Raw genomic sequence first — 20,714 nt, 5'->3', positions numbered from 1 at the left:
GATCGAGCCGATCGCCGCCCTCGGGACCATCGAAATGGCTATTCCGACCCGATCGGCCTGGAACCAGGCCGGCCCTCAAGACCCCGATGGGCGTCTTCGGGCCGCCCCGCGCGCCGACGGCGCCTCGATGGGTCTGACGACTCGAGGCCGTCGTCGTAGGGAGGTAGGCAGATGCAACGCGAGAGGGAACGAGACGACGAGTCGCAGGATCCTTGCGAGGAGCCCGACGGCGGACGTTCGCAGCGTCGGACGGTCCGGCTCTCCCTGTTCACATGGGAACGGCTCGGCGCGTTGGTGGCGGTGCTGGCGCTGGGGCTGGCGTTCGTGGAGGACGAAGCGGTTACGGCCGGAAAGGACGGATTCACCCTCGGCGGCCATCTCGGCCTGATCGAGACGCTCCGGTTCTCGCCCGACGGCAAGACCCTGTTGAGCTCGGGCTGGGATCGGACCGTGCGGGTCTGGGACGTACGCGACCCCCTCGCGGGCGGATTCGGCCAGGAACAGGCGCGATTGTCGATCGTCGGCGAGATCTACGCGGCCGAGTTCTCCCCCGACGGCCGGACCGTCGCCGTCGCGGGCCTCGACGGCCTGACCATCTGGGACTGGCAAGACGACGGTGCCGACCCTCGGACCGTGGAAGCGGTGGGGGCCAATCGGTCCCTGACGTTCTCGCCCGACGGCAAGACCCTGGTCCTGGGCGGATTCGACCATCAGGTCCGCCTCGTCGACGTGCAATCGGGGAGCGTGAAGGCGACGCTCGGCGGCCACCTGGACGTCGTGCGAAAACTCGCCTTCACGCCCGACGCCCGCCGCCTGATCTCGCTGAGCTATGACGGCCGACTCAAGACGTGGGACCTCGGCGACCAGGTCCGCGAGGTCAGATTTTTCCACGACCTCGACGACGCCGCCCGCCCGATCCTGACGTTCGCGCTGAACCCGGTGGGGGACCTGCTCGCCCTCAGTCGGCTCAACGTGCCGTCGTCGGATCAGATCGAGATCTGGGACGCGGTCGGGGGGCGAGCGAAGACGATGTGCGAGGCGGCGGAGCGCGAATCGCACGCGTTGGCCTTCTCGCAGGACGGCGGCGTCCTCGCCTCGTGCGGCTCGGACCTCCGCATCCATTTCTGGAACCCGAAGAGCGGCAAGACCGCCGGGGTCCTGGAAGGGGCGACGGGCTGGGTGAGGACGCTCGACTTCTCGGCCGATGGCCGATGGCTCGCCCTGTCGAGCGTCCCGGATCAGGTCCTCTTGAAGCGGATCAGCCTCCCCGCCGGGATGCCGGTCCATCCCGCGACGGCCGTCGCCCCGCCCAGGCCTTCGCAGCGGCCCCACGCCGTCTGACGAGGGGCCGCCGCGACGGCGTCAGCCGTGACCGTAGCCCCGATCGAAGGCGTCGAGGTCGCGCATGTACGACGCGTAGGTCGTGCGGAAGGTGTCGTAGTCCACCGTCCACCGGGGCTGGTCCTCGGTGTGGCGGTGGCAGTGTTCCTCGATCAGGCGGTGCAGGAACTTGAAGAGGTGGCGAGGCGTCCGGAGGTTGCCGAGGGCCTCCTTCAGGTAGTCGTCGCCGACGGTTTCGTCGATGAACTCTCTCAGCCGGACGCCGCCGCCGACACCGTTCCCGTCGCCGTCGGCCGGCGGGTTCGCCTGGCAGGCGCGGAGCCGGTCGCTGGCCAGGTCGTAGAGCGACGGGCCCGTCCAGCGCAGCGGCTTGATCATGTTGAGCTTGTCCGGCCGGGCGCGGTCGTAGAACTCCTTGTCTTCCTTCTCCAGGTAGTACGCCAGCTCGATCGGCAGCAGCAGTTTCACGCCGATCCCCGGATGGCGCAGGAACTTGTGGTCAAGCAGCGGCCAGATCAGGGCCCGCATCTTGCGGGGGTCGCCCTCGATCTGCTGGGGCTCGTCGACCCGGTCGATGAGGACCACGACGCCGCCGTAGCCCAGGGTCTTGAGCACGCCCTGGAACTTGCGGAGCAGCTCGTAGCGCTCCTCGGCGCGGCCGCGGCTGGCGGTGGGCATCGGCTGTCCGCCCAGCTCGGTCGGCCGGAACCAGAGCAGCTCCCAGCGCAGGGCCGACGGGTCGCGGTCGAGCACCTTCAGCCCCTTGCGGATGTCGCGCGAGTACCACTCGGCGCGCGCGATCCGCCATCCCCAGTAGAGCCAGCCGGCGACCAGCGGCACCAGCAGCCAGGGGAGCAGCGACCAGCTTCGCAGGGCGGGGAAGAGGAAGACCAGGGCGACGATCGCCAGGGTCGTCCCGAAGCCGATCTGCAGGTCGCGGCGCGTCCAGAGCGGGCGGAAGCCCGAACGGCGGCGGAGCCGGCTCCAGCGGCGTTCGATCGGCTCGCCCGTCGAGGCGTCGTAGAGGGCCGACAGCAGCAGCAGGTCGCGGCGCTGGTCGAGGCTGAGGACCGAGAGGTCCACTTTCTCCGACGTCAGCAGGTCGACGAGCTGGGTCACGCCCAGCGAGAGGATCGCGTCCATGTGGTCCTGGAGCTGCCAGCGCTTCAGGACCTGGTTCGTGTCGGTCGCGCGGACGGCCGTCCGGAAGTTGTCGAGGTAGGGGTTGAAGTCGTCGTACGAGATGACGAAGACCCGGTCCGACGGGTTCGCCTGGTTGAAGTCCTCGATCTCGGACGTCACCTGGAGCCGCAGGGCCGTCTTGCCGCTCCCCTTCTCGCCGAAGACCAGGGCCGTCGAGGGGTCGGCCGGGCTGCCGAAGAACTTGTTCCAGGCGGGGTGGTGGATCGTCGTCAAGCAGCGGCGCTTGAAGACGGTGTCGGTCTGGGCGTCCTCCTCGCTGAACGGATTGCCCTTGATGCCGTGGTGCTGGAGAAACTGTTCCGTCTTCATCCTTGGCGGGGCCTTTCCTCGAAGAAAAGACGGCTGCGCTGCGCGTCGCCCCTCGGCGTGGGGGAGGGGCCCGACGATCGCGGCCGTCGCGACGCCGGAAACCGCGCGTTCGCCGTCGCAGGGACGATTTTCCCCCGCTTCCCATCGCGGGATCAAGTCGAGGTGGGATATCGCGGCGCGTGGACGACGCGCGACCGGCCGCGGCGACGGCGGTGCTTCCTCTTAACCGATTCGCTCCCGCATCGCAATCGCAGCGGCGGTCGGGAGGTTATAATGCACTCCGCGACGCCCCGCCTCTCACCGCGCGAGGCGTCGGGTCCGTCCCGACGGCAAGAGAAAGCGCATGAGCCCCGGATCGCATCGCACCGGCCTTCGAATCGTCCCGTTGATCGCGTTTCTGATCGTCGGGATCGGCTGTTCGGGGACGCGCCCGGGACCCGCCGCCGTCGAGCCGCTGCGGATCGCGGCGGCGGCCGACCTCCAGAAGGCCCTGCCGAGGCTGCTTGAGACGTATGGAGATCGGGACGGCCCGGTCGCGCCGCCGACCTTCGGCGCGTCGGGCGACCTGGCCGAGCAGATCCGGGGCGGCGCCCCGTTCGACGTCTTCCTCTCCGCCGACGTGCTTTTGCCGAAAGCCCTCGAAGGCGAGGAGCACGTCGAGAACGGCTCGGTGGACTTCTACGCCCGGGGCGCGCTGGTGCTGCTCGTCCACGCCTCGGCCGCCGCCGAGGTGGGGTCGCTCGCCGACCTGGCGAAGCCGGTCGTCCGCAAGATCGCGATCGCCAACCCCCAGGTCGCGCCTTATGGCAAGGCGGCGCGGGAGGCCCTCGAAAAGGCCGGGCTGTGGGACGCCCTGGGCCCGAAGATCGTCCCCGCGGGCTCGGTCTCGCAGGCGCTGCTGCACGTCGAGGAGGGGAACGCCGACGCGGCCCTGGTGAGCCGATCGCTCGCCGCGGGCGCGGCGTCGAAGCAGATCGAGATCGATCCGGCGCTTTACTCGCCGCGGATCCAGGCCCTGGGCGTCGTCGCCCGCTCCCGTCAGAAGGCGCGGGCGCATCGATTCGTCGACTTCCTGCTGGGTCCGGAGGCGCAGCGCGTGCTGGGCGAGCACGGATTCACCCCGCCGAAATCCTGACCCCGAGGCGTCACCGCGTGCTCCACGACCTCGGCCCGCTGGGGCTGTCCCTCAAGGTGGCGACGACGGCGACGCTGCTCGTGGTGTTCGCCGGCCTGCCCGCGGCGTTCCTGCTGGCGAGGTCGAGGCTGCCGGGCAAGGGCCTGGTCGCGGGCTTCCTGGCGCTCCCCCTGGTCCTGCCGCCGACCGTCCTGGGGTACTTGCTGCTCCAGGTCTTCGGTCGCCGGGCCTGGCTCGGGGCCTGGCTGGAGCGGACTCTCGACGTCGTCGTGGTCTTCCACTGGTCGGGGGCCGTGCTGGCGTCGGCCGTGGCGGCGTTCCCGCTCTTCCTGCTGCCGGCGCGGGGGGCCTTCGAGGCCGTCGACCCCCGGCTGGAAGACGCGGCGCGGCTGCTCGGCCGTACGGAGGCGTCGGTCTTCCTGGCGGTCACGCTCCCGCTCGCGTGGAGGGGGCTGGCGGCGGGGATCGCGCTGGCGTTCGCCCGGGCGCTCGGCGACTTCGGCGCGACGATGATGGTCGCCGGCGACGTCCCGGGCCTGACCCAGACCGCCTCGCTGGCCATCTACGACGCCGTCCAGGCGGGCGACAAGGGGCAGGCCACCTGGCTGGCCGTGTGCATCTCGTCGATCTCGATCGCGGCGCTGGCCTTCGTGCAGCGGACGCTCCCCGCCCGGGGAGGCTCGATTTGAGCGTCCCGGGGCCGCCCCCGATCCTGGACGCGCGGGTCGTCCGCCGAGTCCACGCGGGCCTCACCGTCGACGTCTCGATCCGGCTGGGCGACGAGATCGGCGTCGTCTTCGGCCCGTCCGGCGCCGGGAAGTCGACGCTGCTGCGGCTCATCGCCGGCCTGTCCCGACCCGACTCCGGCCGGGTGACGCTCGCGGGCCAGCCGCTGTTCGACCCGCTTCGCGGCGTGGACGTCCCCCTGCGCCGGCGTCGCGTGGGGATGATCTTCCAGGACGACCTGCTGTTCCCCCACCTGGACGTCGCCGGCAACGTCGGCTTCGGCCTACGGGGGGAGCCGCGGGCCGGCCGCGAGCGGCGCGTGCAGGAGGTGGCCGCGCTCTGCGGCATCGCCTCGCTGCTCGGGCGGCCCGTCGAGACGCTGTCGGGGGGCGAACGCCAGCGCGTCGGGCTGGCCCGCGCGCTCGCGCCGCGGCCCCGGCTGCTGCTCTGCGACGAGCCCGTCTCGGCGCTCGACCTTCCCGGCCGGCGGACGCTGCTCGACCGGCTGCGGGGCGTGCAGCGCGCCGAGGGGGTGCCGATCCTCTACGTCACCCACAGCCCGGCCGAGGCGATCACGCTCGGCACCCATTTGTTCCTGCTCGAAGCCGGCCGACTGGTCGCCCAGGGGCCGCCGGCCGAAGTCCTGGCGGCCTCGCGGAGCGCCGAGTTCCTCCACCTTGAGGGCGTGCGCAACGCCTTCTCCGGATGCATCGCCGAGCACGGCGAGCGCCGGGAATGGACGCGGCTGGCGCTCGACGGCGGGCCTTCCCTGATCGCCGCCTTCGTCGACCTGCCGCCCGGGACGCGGGTGGCCGTGGAGGTGGCGGGCGACGAGATCCTCCTGGCCTCGGGGCCGATCGCGGGCCTGAGCGCGCGGAATCAGCTCGGAGGGACGGTGGAGGCGATCGCGTCCCACGGCCGCGAGGCCGAGATCGTGGTCCGCTCGGGAGAGCTTCGGTGGCTGGTCAGCACCCTGGACTCGACGCCGGACGCGCTGGGCCTCTCGCCCGGCCGGGACGCCTACCTGATCATCAAGGCTCGGAGCGTCCGCGTCGAGCGATCGGCCACGTGATTCTTGCATGGAGCGAGGCATCCGGTTGAGATAGCCTCATGGTGCGGCCCGCGATTCGTCGGACGCCCCGCCGGAACCGCAGTCCGCCCGTTCCCGGAGGCCTCCGCGTGCACGATGCGCCCGACAGCTTCGCGCCTGGAAATCGGGTCGTCGCCGCCGACGCGGCGACGGCCGAGGCCGAGCTTCGCGACCTGCTCCACGACCGGCTGCGGTCCTGCCTGATCGTCCTGACCTCGGCCTTCCTGGTCTTCCTGATCCAGGGTTCGCTGGCCCCGACCCGGCGCACCTTGACCGTCGGCTGTCAGGTGCTGGTGGGCGGTCTCCTGATGCTGATGATGGGCTATCTCAACGCCCCCGTCCGGCCTTCGGTCCGCCGGCTGCGATGGATGGAGATCGTGGTCTTCGGGGGGATCGCCGCGTATACGGCCTGCGACCTGTTCACGGCGATGCGGCTGGGCGTGCTCGATCCCGACGTCGACGTCTGGCGGGTCGCGAGCTTCTTCAAGAGCGACCTGGCGTACGTGACGGCGCTGATCTTCACCTACGCGATCTTCATCCCCAACGACTGGCGGCGGGCGCTGGGGATGATCGCGGTGATGGCGCTCTCCCCGCTGGCCGCGACGGGGCTGCTCCTCGCCGTCATGCCCGAGTTCCGCAGCCTCGTGGGCGCCGAGCCGGCGATGACGTTCGAGAACCTCGGCGAGCATCTGGTGCTGCTGGCCACGGCGGTCGCGACGTCGGTGTTCGGGGTCAGCACCATCAACGGCTATCGACGCGAGGTCGTCCGCCAGCGCGAGCTGAACCAGTATCGGCTGGGGCGGAAGCTGGGCGCCGGCGGGATGGGCGAGGTCTATCTCGCCGAGCATCGCCTGCTCAAGCGGCCCTGCGCGATGAAACTCATCGCGCCCAAGCTCACCGGCAGCGAGACCTCCCGCGCCCGGTTCGAGCTCGAGGTCCGCGCGACCGCCCGGCTCTCGCACTGGAACACCGTCGAGGTCTACGACTACGGCCGGACCGAGGACGGCGAGTTCTATTACGTGATGGAATACCTCCCCGGCCTGAGCCTGCAAGAGGTGGTCGACCGCCATGGGCCGATGCCGGCGGGGCGGGTCATCTACCTGCTGCGCCAGGTCTGCGAGGCCCTCCGCGAGGCGCACCTGGCGGGCCTGATCCATCGCGACCTGAAGCCGCCCAACGTCTTCGCGGCCCTGCGGGGGGCCCGCTACGACGTGGCGAAGGTGCTCGATTTCGGCCTGGTGAAATCGGTGGGCGACGAGAGCTCGCCGCACCTGACGCTCGAAGGGATCGTGACCGGGTCGCCCCTCTACATGGCCCCGGAGATGATCCTCAAGAATAGGGTCCCCGACGGCCGGGTGGACGTCTACAGCCTGGGGGCCGTCGCCTACTTCCTGCTCACCGGCCGGCCGCCCTTCCTGGGCCCGGACGCCATCTCGGTCATGATGGCGCACGCCAACGACCTCGTCGAGCTGATGACCGAGCACAACCCGGACGTCCCGTTCGACCTGGAGGCGGTCGTCCTGCGATGCCTGGAGAAGGACCCCGGCGACCGCTACGCGAGCGCGAGCGACCTGTCGCGCGCGCTCGGCGGGTGCCGCGACGCCGACGGCTGGTCGGCCGACCGCGCCGAGGCCTGGTGGATGGAGCATGAGCCGATCGCGCCCGGGACCGAAGCGGCTCCCGTCGAGGGGCCGCGGGTCGACGTCCTCCCCTCGCTCGACGTCCTCGACTTCCCGGGCGTCGACGATCCGACGGCGCTCTCCGCCGGGCCCCCCGACCCGCTCAACACGATCGGCGAGGAGCCGGAGCCGCCGTCCCGGGCGGGATGACGATCAGTGGTAGGACACCGTCAGGGTGTTCTTCGCGCCGGCCGTCGCGGCGTCGCTGACGCGTTGCTGGTCCTCGGGGAGGTAGCGCGAGCCGAGCAGGAAGAAAAACGCGCCGATGGCCAGGACCGGCGCGACGACGAGCATCGCCACGGTCAGGTTCTCGTCGCCGACCGGCGTGGCGCCCAGCGAGCTGAAGAAGCGGCCGAGCCACGACGCCTCCACCTCCGGCCGGCCGAATTGCGTCGAGATCCAGCCCAGGATCACCGGCGAGCTGATGTCGCCGAAGACGTGGATCAGGAAGATGTACAGGGCGTAGCCCGAAGCCCGCTTGTTCGCCGGGACCACGTTGGCGATCACCGTGTTGCAGGGACCCAGGACCATCGACAGGAGGAGCATCGCCCCGAACAGGAAGCCGAGCGAGATCGCGACGTCCTTCTCCAGGATCGCGAGGAGCCCCAGCGGGACGGCCCCGGCCGTCACGACGGCCGCCAGCAAGAGGTAGGCGCGGCGGGTGAATCGCGTCGTGTAGTCGGCCAGCCCCGAACCCAGGGCGATCCCCAGCAGCCCGGCCAGGGCCGACAGGATGCCGATCGAGGTGGTCGCCTTGGTCATCGACATCCCGCGCACGGTCTGGAAGAAGTTCGCGCCGTGGACGGCGTAGGCGCCGGTGGCGAACGTCACGGCCGCCATCCCGATCGTGTTGAGGACGTACGTCGGGATGCCGAACAGCTTGACGTAATCCCCCATCTTGGGTCGGTCCGCCTTGCCCGCGTGTCGGACCCCCTCCGACGCCCCGCGCCCGGGGTCGTGGATGAGCAGCCCGGCCACCGCGAACAGGAGCCCGGGGAGCCCGACGACCAGGAAGGCCCGCGACCAGCCCCAGTGGTCGCCGATCCATCCGCCGAGGGCGTAGCCGAGCGCTCCGCCCAGCGGCAGGGCGAGGTAGTAGACCCCCATCGCCCGCCCCCGCTTCTCGACCGGGAAGAGGTCGGCGATCAAGGTCGGGGCGATGACGCCGTAACTGGCCTCGCCGACGCCGAGCAGCGAGCGCCAGAAGAACATGTGGTGGAAGTCGAACGAGAAGGCCGAGCCGACCGTCGCGAAGCTCCACAACGCGACGCCCCCCGCGAGCAGCCGCCTGCGGTCGTAGCGGTCGCCCAGCCAGCCCATGAGCGGCGAGACGACCGTGTAGACCACCATGAAGGCGACGCCCAGGATGCTGTACCAGAAGTCGTCGATCTGGAACGCTTCCTTGATCTGCACGCCGACCGCGAAGAACGAGTAGCGATCGATGTAGTTCAGCAGGTTCATGCCGAACAGCACCGCGAGGGCGAAATAGGGGCCGCCGATCGTGGGGAGGCTGCGGCGGGGCGGGGACGCGGCGTCGGCCGGGCCGGGTGCAGGGGACGACATCTTCAAAGAGGGCCTCGTCGGAGAAAAACGCGCGGGAGTCGGTCTTGTGTTATACCCGGCCGCCCCCCCGCCTGACGAGACCGACGCGACGCCCCGGTCCGCCCCGACCCCGCTCGGGCTCCGTGAAGTCGCGACCCGCCGAACGCCGATCCCAGGGGAGCGGGGATCGCGAGCCCTGCCCGGTTGCAAATGCCTCGCCATCGGAGTCGGTCTTCACCTCGAACGCTGGGGAGCCCGCCGTGAAACCCCCGTATCGCCCGGGACGGAGCCAGGATCCGGTCGGCCCCTTCCTGCATTACCTGATGGCCGAATGCGGCGTATCGCCCCACACGCTGGCCGCCTACCGGTCGGACCTGATGCGATTCCTCGGCTGGCGCCGGGATCACGCCCAGGGGCCGGTCGCCGACCTCGACGTCGCGACCTTGCGGGGCTACGTCGACCTGCTGGTGACGTCGGGCCTGGCCCCCAGCAGCGTGGCCCGCCACCTGGCGAGCCTCTCCACGTTCTTCCGCTACCTGGTGCTGGAAGGGAAGCTCACGGACAACGTCGCCAAGCTGCTGACCGCCCCGGCGGTCTGGGACCGGCTGCCCGTGGTGCTGGGGCCCGCGGCCGTCGACCGGCTGCTGTCGTCCCCCGCCGCGGACACCCGCCTGGGGCGACGCGATCGGGCGGCGCTGGAGACGCTCTACGCCACGGGCTGCCGCGCCTCGGAAGTCGTCGGCCTCCGACCCGGCGACCTCGACCTGGAAGGCGGGCTGGCGCGGTGCATCGGCAAGGGGAACAAGGAGCGCTGGGTGCCCATGGGCTCGCGGGCCCGCGAGGCCCTCGTCACCTACCTCAGGACCGACCGGCCGGCGCTCACGGCGCGTCATCCCGACACCGCCACCGTCTTCGTGACGCGGGCCGGCCGGCCGCTCTCGCGGGTCGGCCTCTGGCGGATCGTCAAGCAGCATGCGGCGGCGGCAGGGCTGCAGGGGGACGTCAGCCCCCACACCTTGCGGCACAGCTTCGCGACCCACCTGCTGGCCGGCGGCGCCGACCTTCGCGCCGTGCAGGAGATGCTCGGGCACGCCTCGATCGCGACCACGCAGATCTACACCCGCGTCGAGCTGAGCCGGCTCCGCCAGGTGCACGCCCGGTTCCATCCCCGATCCGCGCCCGAGGCCGCCTCCTCCTGAACCCTACTCCCGGCCGGCGGAGGTCCGGACCCGGCGCGGGCCGCTCTCCGCGGCGTCCTGGAGGATGCGGAGTCGCCGCCGATAGCGGTCCTCGACATCCTTGGGGATCTCGTCGCCGTTCGACCGGGTCAGCAAGAACCAGGCATCCATCGCCGCCTTGGCGTCGCTGCAATCGGCCGCAAGGAGGTCGGCGGCCCCATCCCGCAGGTGGAACTCCCCGAGCGTCAGAACGACCTCGGTGCGCAGGCCGTAATAGAGCGGTTTCAGGAACGTCGGCGTCGACGACTGGCAGACGTCCAGGTCGCCGAGCGCCTTGTCGGCCCAGGAGGCGGACTGTTCCATGGACTTCGAATCGGGGGATCCCGCCAGGCTCTTGGCCAGCATGACGGCGACGCGCGAGCGTTGGAGACGCCATCTCGTGGGGTCGTTCGCGTGGGCGGGGTCGGTCGACGGTTGCGCCTTCTCCAGCATCTTCGTCAGCAACCCGTGCGCGACGTCGTAATTCTTCTTGAACTCCTCGGTCGTCGCCAGGCCGTAGATCGTCTCGCGCGACGACGGGTCGAGGGTCACGGCGGTGGAGAACGCGTGGACGGACAGCTCCATCGCCCGCTGGAACGCGGCCTCGCCCGCCTCGGTCCCCCGATTTTTGTTCGAGGTCGTCTCGTTGAGGAAGTGCTGTCCCAGGCGGCGAAGGTGCTTGGCGAGTTGCTCATTCCCCTTGGCCCAGTCGAGCAGCTCGGCCTCGGCGCCGGGCTGCTTCATCGCGTCGGAGTAGTAGATCTCCGCGGCCGTCTGGGGGCGGCTGTCGATCTCGGAGTGCGCGAAGCCCAGGTAGAACCGGTAGAGCGGGGCCGCAGGATCTTCCTCGACGAGATTCGTGAGCAGGGCGATCGCCTCGGGGTACCGGCCGGAATCCACCATCTGGACCGCATTGTGGAACTCCGGCCGACGCTTCGCCTCGGGCTGGAGCATCGCGGTGACCTGGCGGATCACGAGCGGGGAGAGCAGGGCGAGGACCAGGAGGTAGAAGGCGTTGGCCGCGAGCACGCGGCGGTTGCGGACGCCCCAGTCGCGCACCCGCTCGGATCGCGAGGGGTTGGCGTTGTGGACCATCGGTCGCCGCTGGAGGAATCGCTCCAGGTCCTCGGCGAGGTCTTTTCCGCTCGCGTAGCGATCCGCGGGGTCGTGGCGCAGGCACTTCCGGACGATCGCCTCCAGGGCGTGGGGCGTCCGGGCGTCGTGGCCGCGCACGTCCGCGGGGAGGACCAGGCGGCGGTCCAGCAGCTCTCGAAGCGCCCGGGCCGGCGGCAGCTTCGAATCGGGGACGTCGAGGGCCTGGCCGGTGAGCAGCTCGCGGAGCATCAAGCCCAGCGAGTAGATGTCGGCCGAGGCGCCGACGCTTCCCCAGCGCTCGGGGTTGAGGAAGGCCTCGATCTGCTCGGGCGCCATGTAAGGGAGAGTGCCCCCCTGGATCGCCGATTGGGCCTCGCGAGGGGCGTGGGGCGACTGGGCGAGGTTGAAGTCCAGCAGCTGCGGCCCGTGCTGGATGGTGAGCAGGACGTTGCCGGGTTTCACGTCGCGGTGGTAGGTGCGGCGGTCGTGGGCGTAGGCGAGGGCCCGTGCGACGACCAGCGCGATCCAGGCCGCCCCCTGGGCGAACGTGCCGCGCAGGGGGAAGCCGCGCCAGCCGTCGCTCGTGGGGCCCGCCCGCAGGGCGGCGGCGAATTCCTCGTCCAGCACGGCGTCGCCCCCCTCGATTCCCTCCACGAGGGCGTCCCAGAGCGTGCGGGCCGACGAGGGCCGGGGCTCGAGCCGGCGGACGCGGCGGATCACGTCGTCGAGCGGGAGGCCGGGACGGTAGGGCATCGAGAGGCCCCGGAGGCCGCGGTCGGGCTGGTAGACCACCGAATTGACGGGGACGATGTGGGGATGGTCGAGCGCCCCCTGGGTCTCGGCTTCCTGGCCGCGGTCGCCCGAGATCTTCAGCACCACGCGCTTACCCCCCAGCGAGCGGTCGCTGGAGAGGTAGACTCGCGAGTAGCCCCCCTTGCCGATCAGGGCCAGGAGCGAGAACTCCTCGAAACGCTCGCCCACTTCCGGGAACTTGGGCTTGGGCGGCACCAGCCCCGCCGCCTTGCTCAGGATCCGGTGATAGCCGAGCTGCGAGATCAACGAATCCTTCCACGCCGGGTAGCGGTCGCAGAACGACTCGACGTCGGGCGCGTCGCCGTGCTCCTCGCGGAGGCAGAATTCCTCGTAGACGAGGCTCAGCATCCGGGCGTCGGCCTCGCGGAGCTGGGGGATCTCTTCGAGATATTCCCACACGGCCGGGGCCTCGCCGAGGTCGAAGCGGCGCCGCAGGTCGGCCTTGACCAGGCCGGCCAGGCAGGCGGATCGCTCGACGACGGAGAGCGGCGGGCCGTCCCTCAGCCGCTCGGCCCAATATAGCCGCAGCACCAGCTCGCGATTCGCCGCCGCGGCCTGCTCGAACCGTGCGATCTCGCCGTCGACCCGCTCGACGCCGTCCTGGTCCAGGCCCCCCGAGTCGGCGAAGTCCATGTCACCGAGCCTCGCCGCGGATCGAGTCGTGCAGGTTCTTCAGGAAGCGTTGGACCTTGCGGATGTTCCAGCCGGTCTGGTCGGCGATGTCGTTGTTGTCGTGGCCTTCCTGACGCAGGCGGATGATCCGCCGCTCGATCTCGGTGCGCTCCTCCAGGAGCTTCTCCTCGGCCTCGTTCGCCTGGGCGAACTGGCTCGGCGTCGGCAGGTCGGAGGCGATCTGGACCTGGACGGACTCCGACGCGCCGCCGTCGATCGGCCGCTCCCGCGTCACGTCCCGCTTGAGCGTCCGCCGGCGACGATACTCGTCGATCACCTTCTGCTCGGCGACCTGCGCCAGGAAGGCGACCAGGTGTTCCGAAGAAGGGAAGTCGAGCTGGCTCAGGTTCGCCGCCAGGCTCTTCATCACGTCGCTGGCGAAATCGGTCGAGTCGTAGACCGACCGCATCGACCGGTCGAGCTTCCGGCGCACCACCCGGCGGACCTTGGGATAATACTCTCGGAAGAGTTTCTCCCAGGCCACCTGATCGCCATCTTGAGCTTCTTTGAGAGTCTTCGTCAGAACGTCGTCGATCCCGCGATTCGACAACGGCGTCATAACCGGCCCCCTGCTTCTTGATTAGGGAAGCAATGACGGTCGCCCACGGCGAACGGCTATGGTGGTGTGGATGGTCGAGCCTCGGGGAACTCCCCGATAATGCCATCATTGTACCGCCATCCACGGGCTATGGAAGGGATTGCTGCGGGATTCGACCCCCTCGACCTCCCCAAATTTCAAGGAGCGACCCGTCCGGGTTGGTTAAAGCACCCTCAGCGGCGAATTAAGTCCGGCAATGTAACAATAGGCTCACCTTCCTCGCGGCGGACGTTGATCCCTCGCAACATCCCGATGAACGGGAGGGCGGAATTTGCTTGATATGGCGCGGTTGACTTTTGAGAGGGCGGGTCAGGCGGTGAGGTTGACATCGGTGTGGATGGGCTGGGACGGATCGACGCCGACGTAGGGGACGTCGTAAGGGCCGGGGCTGGGGATGGGGACGGGATCGGTGGGCTGGACGTGGACCGGGGTCGGCTGCGAGGGGATCATGACCGGGGCGAGGGGGTCGACCACCACGATGGTGCTGGGCAGGTCGAGGCGGGGCATGGATTCCATGGAGGGGCGGAAAGCGTGGCGCGTGCGCATGGCTGGACTCCCTTGATTAAGCTTGAGAGCTGTTGAAAACGGGTTTGGTATGTTTGATTAAGCGTCTGAGAATCGAAAGGCCGGGCTGGTTGAGCGCAGGTGGGGACCCGATCGGGATCGACGGCGCCGTCGAACGGGGCGGCGACGTCGCCGCCCTCTTCTCGTTGTCGCGAATCTCGTAGCTCAAATCCATACATGCGACGTACGATCGACCCCGGCCGTCCCTGGCCGGATCGAAGCATTTCGCGGGGCTGCCCCGATTGCTTAGTTGAGTGAATCCGAGCTTGACCGGCCGGAGTGCAACGACTCGGCAGGCTCAGGATCGGTCGGATACTCATCGGCGGAAAGGAAGGAGAGGCTTGCGTTTCGATAGAGCGGGCAGCTCTGATGCTGGGCCGCGGCCCCGCGGCTCCAGTGGTCGGCGAGGTCGCGCCTCAGGGCTCGCTGGGCCACGATGTAGCGGCTCAACGGGGAGATTCGCGAATTGCGGGAGCCGAGCACGTCGCCGAGCGGCCGGCCCCGGAGGATCATGCCCTCGGCGAGCCGGATCTCGTGGTTCAGCTCGGAGCGGAGCTGGCGGACGATCCGCTGGATCCGTTTCCGATACCGTTCCGCGGCCTGCGGAGAGGCCACGTCGGCCCAGGGGTCGGGGGCGTCGCGGTCGACCCGCTGCGAGGCGACGTACAGCTCGGGGTCGACCGGGACTTCCGGGTCGTCCATGCGGCACTGCCAGAGGATCATCGCGGCCGCCGACCACACGCGCGACGTCGAGCATCCTGCGTTCCAGCGGGCACCGCGGCGTTGGTACGCCAGGCGGATCCGCGAGGCCAGATGATCAAGTTCGTGTTGTGAAGCGAGAGCCACGGTAGACACCCCTGATTCCAACGATCGGATTCGAGGTCGTTTCGTCGGGACCGAGGCGTTCGCGGGATCGTCCGCCTCCGCCCGACATGAGGAGTCACCGAGATTCCTCGCCGACGACGTCATGGAAAAACGCCGGCCCGCGAAAAAATCGTCAAGGGGCCTCCGGCTCGCCGCGCCGCCGATTCGGAGTCGGGCGAGAAATCCCGGAGAGGACGGACGCGCGCCCCTCAACCGGCGTGCGATCGCCTGGTACGATGCAAGTCCGCACAGACTTCATCTCTGGAAACAACCCGCTCGCCGGGCCGTCGGGCTCGGGCTCCCCGCGGGCGGACTACGAACCACGGGCCCGCATCACTTTGGTCGGGATGGTCGAGATGGGCGACATCGAATGGCAGCCCGATTGGGATGTGATCAAGCACGATCTGTCCGGCCGCGTTCGCGAGATCCGGATGGAGCTTTACGGTGAGCACGGCGGGCCCATGCTGGCGTCGGCGCTCGAGATCCCCTATCGCAACTGGGTCCGCTACGAATCCGGGGCGAGCATGCCGGCGCAGGCGATGCTCCGGTTCCTCGAAGTGACCGGCACGAGCCCCCACTGGCTGCTCACGGGCGACGGGCCGAAATTCTCGCCGCCTCGGGGCCCGGCCTAGCGCCGGCCGCCGCGGGCTCGTCGGGCGGTCGGGGCGGCGCGGAGCCCTCGACCACGAGGGCCGGCTCGCCCGGCCGCAGGTCCCGCCACGTCTCCAGCGCGCCCCACGGCCAGGAGACTTCCAGAACGTCGATCGCCGTCGCCGCGCCGAGGCCGAAGATCAGCCGGGGCGGCGAGGACGAGAGGTAGCTGCCGCCGCCGATCAGGTCCTGGGCGATGGTCCGGCCCCCGATTCGCGCCCGGACGCGGGCCCCGATCGCGGGGAGTCCGCGGCGGTCGACGAGGTCCACGCGGATCGCGGGACCCGCATCGGTCCGGTTGTGCAAGAGGGCGAACGGGGCGTCGAGGGCGGCCGCCGCGACGTCGAGCCGGCCGTCGTCGTCGACGTCGCCCACGGCCAGCCCCCGCCCCAGCGCGGGCCGTGCGAACCAGGGCCCGGCCCCTCGGGAGGCGTCGTCGAAGCCCCCGTCGCGACCCCGCAGCAGGATCGGCGGCATGGCGAACGGGACGCCCAGGCGGGCCCGATCGAGCACGTGGCCGTCGGCCTGGAGCAGGTCGACCCGGCCGTCGGCGTCGAAATCGGCGGCGACGATCCCGAAGCCGAGCACCTCGCGCGTGGCCCCCGCCAGGCCGAGCCGCTCCGAATCGTCCTGGAACCCGCCCAGGCCGTCGACCGCCCGGAAGGCGACCGTCGAGCGGCGATGGAAGTTGGTGACGGCCAGGTCGGGGAGCCCGTCGCCGTCGAGGTCCGCGAAGGCGACGCCCATGCCCGCCAGCGCCCGGCCGCGGCCGTCGCGGGCGGCCCCGGCCTCCTCGGCGACGTCCTCGAACCGCATCCCCCCGCGATTCGCCAGCAGCCAGCAGCGTCCGCCGTCGTTGGCGACGTAGACGTCGGGCCGGCGGTCGCCGTCGAAGTCGGCGATCAGGACCCCGAGCCCTCGCTCCCGACGACGCGGGAGCCCCGCCTCGCCCGCCACGTCCGTGAAGACCCCGCCGTCGTTGCGGTAGAGCCGGTGGGGCTGGGCCTCGAAGTCCTCGGGCGCGCAGAAGTCGCGGCGGCCGTCGGGTGCGGCGCAGTAGGGGGCGGAATCGGCGTCGTAGTCGACGTAGGCGGCGACGTAGAGGTCGAGGTCGCCGTCGCCGTCGAGGTCGGCCCAGGCGGCGCCGGTCGTCCAGCCCTTCGAGCCGAGGCCGGCGGCGTCCGTGACGTCGGCGAATCGGCAGCCGCCGAGGTTCCGATAGAGCCGCTGGCCGCGCCAGCCCGATACGAAGAGGTCGACTCGGCCGTCGCCGTCGAAGTCGCCGGCCGCGGCCCCCATCGCGTATCCGGGGCCCGGCGCGGCGGCGGTCGCGGTCCGGTCCTCGAATCGCAGGCCGCCGAGGTTCCGGTAGAGTCGGCAGGGCGGATCGTCGCCGCCCGCGCCGGCCGCGACGGGGCCGCCGTTGCAGAGGTAGACGTCGAGGAGCCCGTCGCCGTCGGCGTCGAACAGGGCGAGGCCGCCCCCCATGATCTCGGGAAGGTCGTGCCGGCCTCGCGACCCGGAGTCGAAGCGGAAGGCGATCCCGGCCTCGGCCGCGACGTCCTCGAAGCGTAGGGCCTGAGCATGGGCCGCCGCGACGGCCGTCGCCAGCAGGATCGCCGCGAATCCGCGTCTCATGGGGAGGGGGCGGAGGACTTCCAGAGGAAGACCTCCCCGGTATGGCTGCAAGAGGCCAGCGTCTCGTCGTCCGGCGAGAAGGCCACGGCGTTGATCCGGGCGTGATGGCCTTCGAGGCCCAGGACGATCTGCCGGGTCTGGACGTCGCAGAGGCGGACCCCGCCGTCGTCGCAGCCGGTGGCGAGGGTCAGCCCGTCGTGCGAGAAGGCGAGCGACCGGATCGAGGCCGGATGGCCGCGGACGGGATCGCCGAAGTTCCGATTGCTGGCGTCCAGGACGGAGACCAGCCGCTGGTCTCCGCTCGCCGCCAGCAGGGATCGGAAGGCGTCGTCGACGGGCGAGGACGCCAGGGCCAGCATCGCGCCGTCGCCGCGCTTGGCGTCGATGTTGTCCCCGAGCTGCGGATCCCAGAGCCGCACCTGACGATCGCACCCCGCGCTGGCGAGCTGGCTCGTCGGCCCCGGCGAGAAGGCCAGGGCCGTGATCATCGCCGTATGGGCGTCGGGGATGGTCATCGGCCGGTCGTATCCGGGGGCGCTGTCGAGGAGGATGTCGGGCTTCAGGCCCGAGGCGGCGATCCGGCCGCCGTCGGTCGAGTAGGCCACGCAGCGCAGCTGGCTGAGGCCGGCCGGCCGGAGCGTCCGGAGGAGCTCGAGGCGGGCGCCGCCGCCGGGGTCGTCGCGGCGGAAGCGCCAGATCTTCCAAGCGCCGTCCAATCCCACGCTGGCGAGGTGGTCGCCGGAGGGCGAGAACGCCAGGCCGCTGACGGTCTGTTCGTGGGCCTCGATCGCCGCCAGCTCGGTCCCCCGTTCGACGTCCCAGAGCTTGATCTGGTGGTCGTCGCCGCCGGTCGCGAGGGTCCGGCCGTCGGCCGAGAACGCGAGGGACCAGGCCTCGGCGGCGTGGCCCGCCAGCTCCATCCGCGGGTGCGGGGCCCGGGACCTCGACCAGACGAAGATCGCGTCCTGGTCGAAATTCAGGAAGAGCGACCCGCCCGCCGGCGAGAACTGGAGGCAGCTCGGCGCCCGCAGCTCGCTGACCCGCCGTGGCGCGGCCGACGGCTCCTCCAGGTCCCAGATCTGGACCGGCTCGGTCTCGAAGCCCGCGACGAGGGCCTGGCCGTCGGGCGAGGTCGCCAGGCGCAGCGGGGCCAGGCTCGACTTCGTGAGCGGGCGTCGCGAGGCGTCCCCCCGGAGGCCCCGCACGACCAGCGTCCGCGGGCCTTCCAGGACGACGAGGCCCCGGCCGCCCAGGCAGAACGAGAGGTAGGTCGGCGGGCCGTCGACGCAGCTCAGGACGGTCGCGGGCGTCTCGTCGCGGAGATCCCAGACCACGAGCCGGCCGTCGTCCCAGCCCGTCGCCAGGAAGTCGCCGTCCTCCGAGAAGGCGAGGGTCGTGGGCCGTGCGGGGTCGGGAGGGTGGAGGACGGCGTCCCGGCCTTCGTCGCGTCCCCGCACCACCACGGAGCCGTCGCCGCAGCCGATCGCCATCGCGTCGGCCGCGGCCGAGAAGGCCGCGCAGGTCGTGTCGGAAAGCTCGTCGTCCTCCAGCTCGAACCACTTCCCGCCGTCGGCGGCGAAGAAGAGGGCGCGTCGGAGCGGGCCGTCGTCGCCGCAACGGACCGCGAGCAGGGTCCCGCCTCGGGCGAAGCCGACCTCGTCGACTTCCCGCATCGTCTCGCCGAAGCTCCAGGAGTTCCGCCGGCCCCACCCGTCCCAGATGCGGACGACGGCCGACTCCTCGTCGACGTGGACGGCCGCGTAGGCCAAGGGTCGGCCCCGGGGATCGCTGGCCACGGCGAGCCCGCGCACGGGGATCCGGCTCTCCATCGTCAGGACGGTCGTCGGCGACCGCGACGGGACGTCCCACTCGACGATCTTGCCTTCGACGTCGCCGGAGACCAGGGTCTTGCCGTCGCCCGACGCGGCGATCCGGCCGACCGGAGCCTTGTGCGCCGAGGCGTCGCTCAGGAGCCGCGCCGAGCGGTGGACCAGGCGGTCGACGTAGTACCACTCGAAGCCGAGCTTCGCCGGCGGCGTCCGCTTGAGGACGTCGAACGTCTCGATCGCCACCTCGGACTCGCCCCGCCGGACGTGGTCCTGGATGCGGCCGAGCTGGTGGTCGTAGCGGTTTCGGCGCGCCTGCTCGCTCTCGGTGTCGGCCTTGTTCTTGGAGATCCGGTTCATGTACCGCTGCACTTCGTGATTCGCGAACTCCCGCTTCGACTCCTCGCTGTAGCTCTGGATGTAGAGGCTGTAGACCGCCGAGACGATGAACAGGGTGAGCAGCAGCAGGAAGCTGAGGCTCAGGAACGCGGCGGCCAGCGGCTCGCGGCTGGCCCACTGCATCGCGCGCCGGAGGCGGGGGGTGCGTCGCGCCTGGATGGGCTCGCGGTCCTGGAAGCGGCGGAGGTCGTCGGCCAGCGCCCGGGCGTCGGCGTAGCGGGCGGCGGCGTTCCGCTCCAGGCATTTCAGGCAGATGGTCTCCAGGTCTTCGGGCAGGCCGTGCCGCAGCTTGGAGGGGGGGACGATCTCCCCCTCGGCGACCTGGCAGAGCGTCTCCATCGGCGTCAGGCCGCGGTACGGGGGCGTGCCGGTGAGCATCTCGTAGAGGACCGCGCCGAGGGCGTAGACGTCGGTCTGCGCGCCGACGTTCAGGCTGCCGTCGGAGAGCTGCTCGGGGGCCATGTAAGAGGGGGTGCCCAGCAGCTTGCCCGACTGCGAGGCGCCGGCGTCGGTGAGCAGGAACTTGGCGAGCCCGAAGTCGCCGATCTTCGGCACCCCGGCCTGGGTCATCAGGATGTTGGTCGGGTTGAGGTCGCGATGGACGATCCCCGAGCGGTGCGCCGCATGGATCGCGCGGGCGAGGGTCTCGATCAGGCGGGCCGACCAGCGGATCGGCTGCGGCATGGACCGGAGCATCTGGGACAGGTTGCCGCCGTCGACGAACTCCATGACCAGGAACGGCAGCCCCTCGTGATAGTCGGCGTCGAGGATCTGCACGATGTTGGGGTGCGCGAGCTTGGCCGCGGCCTCGGCCTCGGTGCGCAGGCGGGCCCGCTCGCGGACGTTGGCGTGGTCGCCCGCCAGGATCATCTTGATCGCCACGATCCGGCCCGGGTTGAGCTGGCGGGCCTTGTAGACCACCCCCATGCCGCCGCGGCCGATCTCCTCGAGGATGTGGTACCGGCCGATCCGGCCGCGGGGGACGACGGCGGCGGGACGCGCCCCGTCCCCGTTCGACTCGGAGAGCGTCGTCATCTCGGTGGACAGGAGGCTCTGGAGCGCCCCGCGCCGGCCCGGATCGGGGATCATGCCCCGGATCCGCTCCTCCCACTCCGCGGTCGACCAGGCGTCCCCCATCGCGCGGCGGGCCGTCATCTCGGCGAGGATGAGCTCGAGCAGGGCGTCGTCGTCGTCGACGAGGCCCGGCTCCTCGGCGAGAAGGTCCTCGACGCGCGTGGAGCCCTGCTCCCGGATCCGCTCCTTGAGGCGCTCGCAGGCCGCGCGGCGCTTTCGGACGGATTCGTTCTGCGGCGCGGTGGTGGACATGACCGTGTGGAGATCCCGAGAGCCGG

15 protein-coding genes are annotated in these 20,714 nt (G+C 70.8%); 7 read left to right on the top strand and 8 right to left on the bottom strand.

The features are described from left to right. Positions 1 to 171 precede the first annotated feature (171 nt). Entirely contained in the window at positions 172 to 1,341 is a 1,170-nt protein-coding gene (locus PZE19_RS23240) for a WD40 repeat domain-containing protein (RefSeq protein WP_277862987.1), read from the top strand. A 21-nt stretch (positions 1,342 to 1,362) separates the two neighbouring features. Here PZE19_RS23240 and PZE19_RS23235 read toward each other — a convergent pair whose 3' ends face one another. Then, positions 1,363 to 2,853 (bottom strand): hypothetical protein, encoded by a 1,491-nt coding sequence (locus PZE19_RS23235; protein ID WP_277862986.1) that lies wholly within the window; start codon positions 2,851 to 2,853, stop codon positions 1,363 to 1,365. Between the two features lie 343 nt (positions 2,854 to 3,196). Between PZE19_RS23235 and modA the strand changes: the two genes are divergently transcribed. From modA to PZE19_RS23215, 4 genes are all read left to right on the top strand, one after another. Further along, positions 3,197 to 3,988: a molybdate ABC transporter substrate-binding protein gene (gene modA / locus PZE19_RS23230; protein ID WP_277862985.1), complete on the top strand. Its 792-nt coding sequence runs from the start codon at positions 3,197 to 3,199 to the stop codon at positions 3,986 to 3,988. Positions 3,989 to 4,005: 17 nt separating this feature from the next. After that, positions 4,006 to 4,677, top strand: a complete 672-nt coding sequence (modB, locus tag PZE19_RS23225) for a molybdate ABC transporter permease subunit (protein ID WP_277862984.1) — start codon at positions 4,006 to 4,008, stop codon at positions 4,675 to 4,677. Then, entirely contained in the window at positions 4,674 to 5,786 is a 1,113-nt protein-coding gene (locus PZE19_RS23220) for a molybdenum ABC transporter ATP-binding protein (protein ID WP_277862983.1), read from the top strand. The genes modB and PZE19_RS23220 overlap by 4 nt, the downstream gene beginning before the upstream one ends. A 107-nt stretch (positions 5,787 to 5,893) precedes the next feature. Further along, a complete protein-coding gene (locus tag PZE19_RS23215) occupies positions 5,894 to 7,633 on the top strand; it encodes a serine/threonine protein kinase (protein WP_277862982.1) in 1,740 nt (579 codons plus the stop codon). Positions 7,634 to 7,636: 3 nt separating this feature from the next. Here PZE19_RS23215 and PZE19_RS23210 read toward each other — a convergent pair whose 3' ends face one another. Further along, the gene (locus tag PZE19_RS23210) at positions 7,637 to 9,046 is read right to left on the bottom strand and encodes a spinster family MFS transporter (protein WP_277862981.1); all 1,410 of its coding nucleotides are present in this window, start codon (positions 9,044 to 9,046) and stop codon (positions 7,637 to 7,639) included. Between the two features lie 239 nt (positions 9,047 to 9,285). Here PZE19_RS23210 and xerD point away from each other — a divergent pair, with 239 nt between their 5' ends. Continuing rightward, entirely contained in the window at positions 9,286 to 10,224 is a 939-nt protein-coding gene (gene xerD / locus PZE19_RS23205) for a site-specific tyrosine recombinase XerD (protein ID WP_277862980.1), read from the top strand. Between the two features lie 3 nt (positions 10,225 to 10,227). On the opposite strand, the gene PZE19_RS23200 is transcribed toward xerD, so the two are convergent. From PZE19_RS23200 to PZE19_RS23185, 4 genes are all read right to left on the bottom strand, one after another. Beyond that, positions 10,228 to 12,783: a serine/threonine-protein kinase gene (locus tag PZE19_RS23200; protein WP_277862979.1), complete on the bottom strand. Its 2,556-nt coding sequence runs from the start codon at positions 12,781 to 12,783 to the stop codon at positions 10,228 to 10,230. 1 nt (position 12,784) lies between these two features. Next, positions 12,785 to 13,381 carry an RNA polymerase sigma factor gene (locus tag PZE19_RS23195; RefSeq protein WP_277862978.1) on the bottom strand — a complete coding sequence of 199 codons (597 nt, stop codon included), beginning with the start codon at positions 13,379 to 13,381 and terminating at the stop codon, positions 12,785 to 12,787. Positions 13,382 to 13,729: 348 nt separating this feature from the next. Continuing rightward, on the bottom strand, positions 13,730 to 13,966 hold the full coding sequence (locus tag PZE19_RS23190; protein ID WP_277862977.1) for a hypothetical protein: 237 nt from the start codon (positions 13,964 to 13,966) through the stop codon (positions 13,730 to 13,732). 264 nt (positions 13,967 to 14,230) lie between these two features. Beyond that, positions 14,231 to 14,725 carry a hypothetical protein gene (locus PZE19_RS23185; RefSeq protein WP_277862976.1) on the bottom strand — a complete coding sequence of 165 codons (495 nt, stop codon included), beginning with the start codon at positions 14,723 to 14,725 and terminating at the stop codon, positions 14,231 to 14,233. A gap of 479 nt (positions 14,726 to 15,204) precedes the next feature. Here PZE19_RS23185 and PZE19_RS23180 point away from each other — a divergent pair, with 479 nt between their 5' ends. Then, entirely contained in the window at positions 15,205 to 15,480 is a 276-nt protein-coding gene (locus tag PZE19_RS23180) for a helix-turn-helix domain-containing protein (protein WP_277862975.1), read from the top strand. Here the strand turns inward: PZE19_RS23180 and PZE19_RS23175 are convergent. Together PZE19_RS23175 and PZE19_RS23170 are read right to left on the bottom strand one after the other, a co-directional pair. Beyond that, positions 15,434 to 17,137, bottom strand: coding sequence for a CRTAC1 family protein (locus tag PZE19_RS23175; protein ID WP_277862974.1), 1,704 nt, complete (start codon positions 17,135 to 17,137; stop codon positions 15,434 to 15,436). The genes PZE19_RS23180 and PZE19_RS23175 overlap by 47 nt on opposite strands. Next, positions 17,134 to 20,688 carry a WD40 repeat domain-containing serine/threonine protein kinase gene (locus PZE19_RS23170; protein WP_277862973.1) on the bottom strand — a complete coding sequence of 1,185 codons (3,555 nt, stop codon included), beginning with the start codon at positions 20,686 to 20,688 and terminating at the stop codon, positions 17,134 to 17,136. Before PZE19_RS23170 ends, PZE19_RS23175 begins: the two co-directional genes overlap by 4 nt. Positions 20,689 to 20,714: the final 26 nt, after the last annotated feature.

The organism is Paludisphaera mucosa (assembly GCF_029589435.1).
Lineage (GTDB): Bacteria > Planctomycetota > Planctomycetia > Isosphaerales > Isosphaeraceae > Paludisphaera > Paludisphaera mucosa.
Note: the sequence above shows the minus strand (reverse complement) of the source record. Positions and strands in the feature narration are given on the sequence as shown.

What these genes read in the sequence shown, in the direction of transcription:
- PZE19_RS23190 (WP_277862977.1), bottom strand. Translation starts at nt 13,966, where the DNA reads ATGCGCACGCGCCACGCTTTCCGCCCCTCCATGGAATCCATGCCCCGC.
- PZE19_RS23170 (WP_277862973.1), bottom strand. Translation starts at nt 20,688, where the DNA reads ATGTCCACCACCGCGCCGCAGAACGAATCCGTCCGAAAGCGCCGCGCG.
- modA (WP_277862985.1), top strand. Translation starts at nt 3,197, where the DNA reads ATGAGCCCCGGATCGCATCGCACCGGCCTTCGAATCGTCCCGTTGATC.
- PZE19_RS23200 (WP_277862979.1), bottom strand. Translation starts at nt 12,783, where the DNA reads ATGGACTTCGCCGACTCGGGGGGCCTGGACCAGGACGGCGTCGAGCGG.
- PZE19_RS23240 (WP_277862987.1), top strand. Translation starts at nt 172, where the DNA reads ATGCAACGCGAGAGGGAACGAGACGACGAGTCGCAGGATCCTTGCGAG.
- PZE19_RS23180 (WP_277862975.1), top strand. Translation starts at nt 15,205, where the DNA reads ATGGGCGACATCGAATGGCAGCCCGATTGGGATGTGATCAAGCACGAT.
- PZE19_RS23235 (WP_277862986.1), bottom strand. Translation starts at nt 2,853, where the DNA reads ATGAAGACGGAACAGTTTCTCCAGCACCACGGCATCAAGGGCAATCCG.
- PZE19_RS23210 (WP_277862981.1), bottom strand. Translation starts at nt 9,046, where the DNA reads ATGTCGTCCCCTGCACCCGGCCCGGCCGACGCCGCGTCCCCGCCCCGC.
- PZE19_RS23195 (WP_277862978.1), bottom strand. Translation starts at nt 13,381, where the DNA reads ATGACGCCGTTGTCGAATCGCGGGATCGACGACGTTCTGACGAAGACT.
- PZE19_RS23175 (WP_277862974.1), bottom strand. Translation starts at nt 17,137, where the DNA reads ATGAGACGCGGATTCGCGGCGATCCTGCTGGCGACGGCCGTCGCGGCG.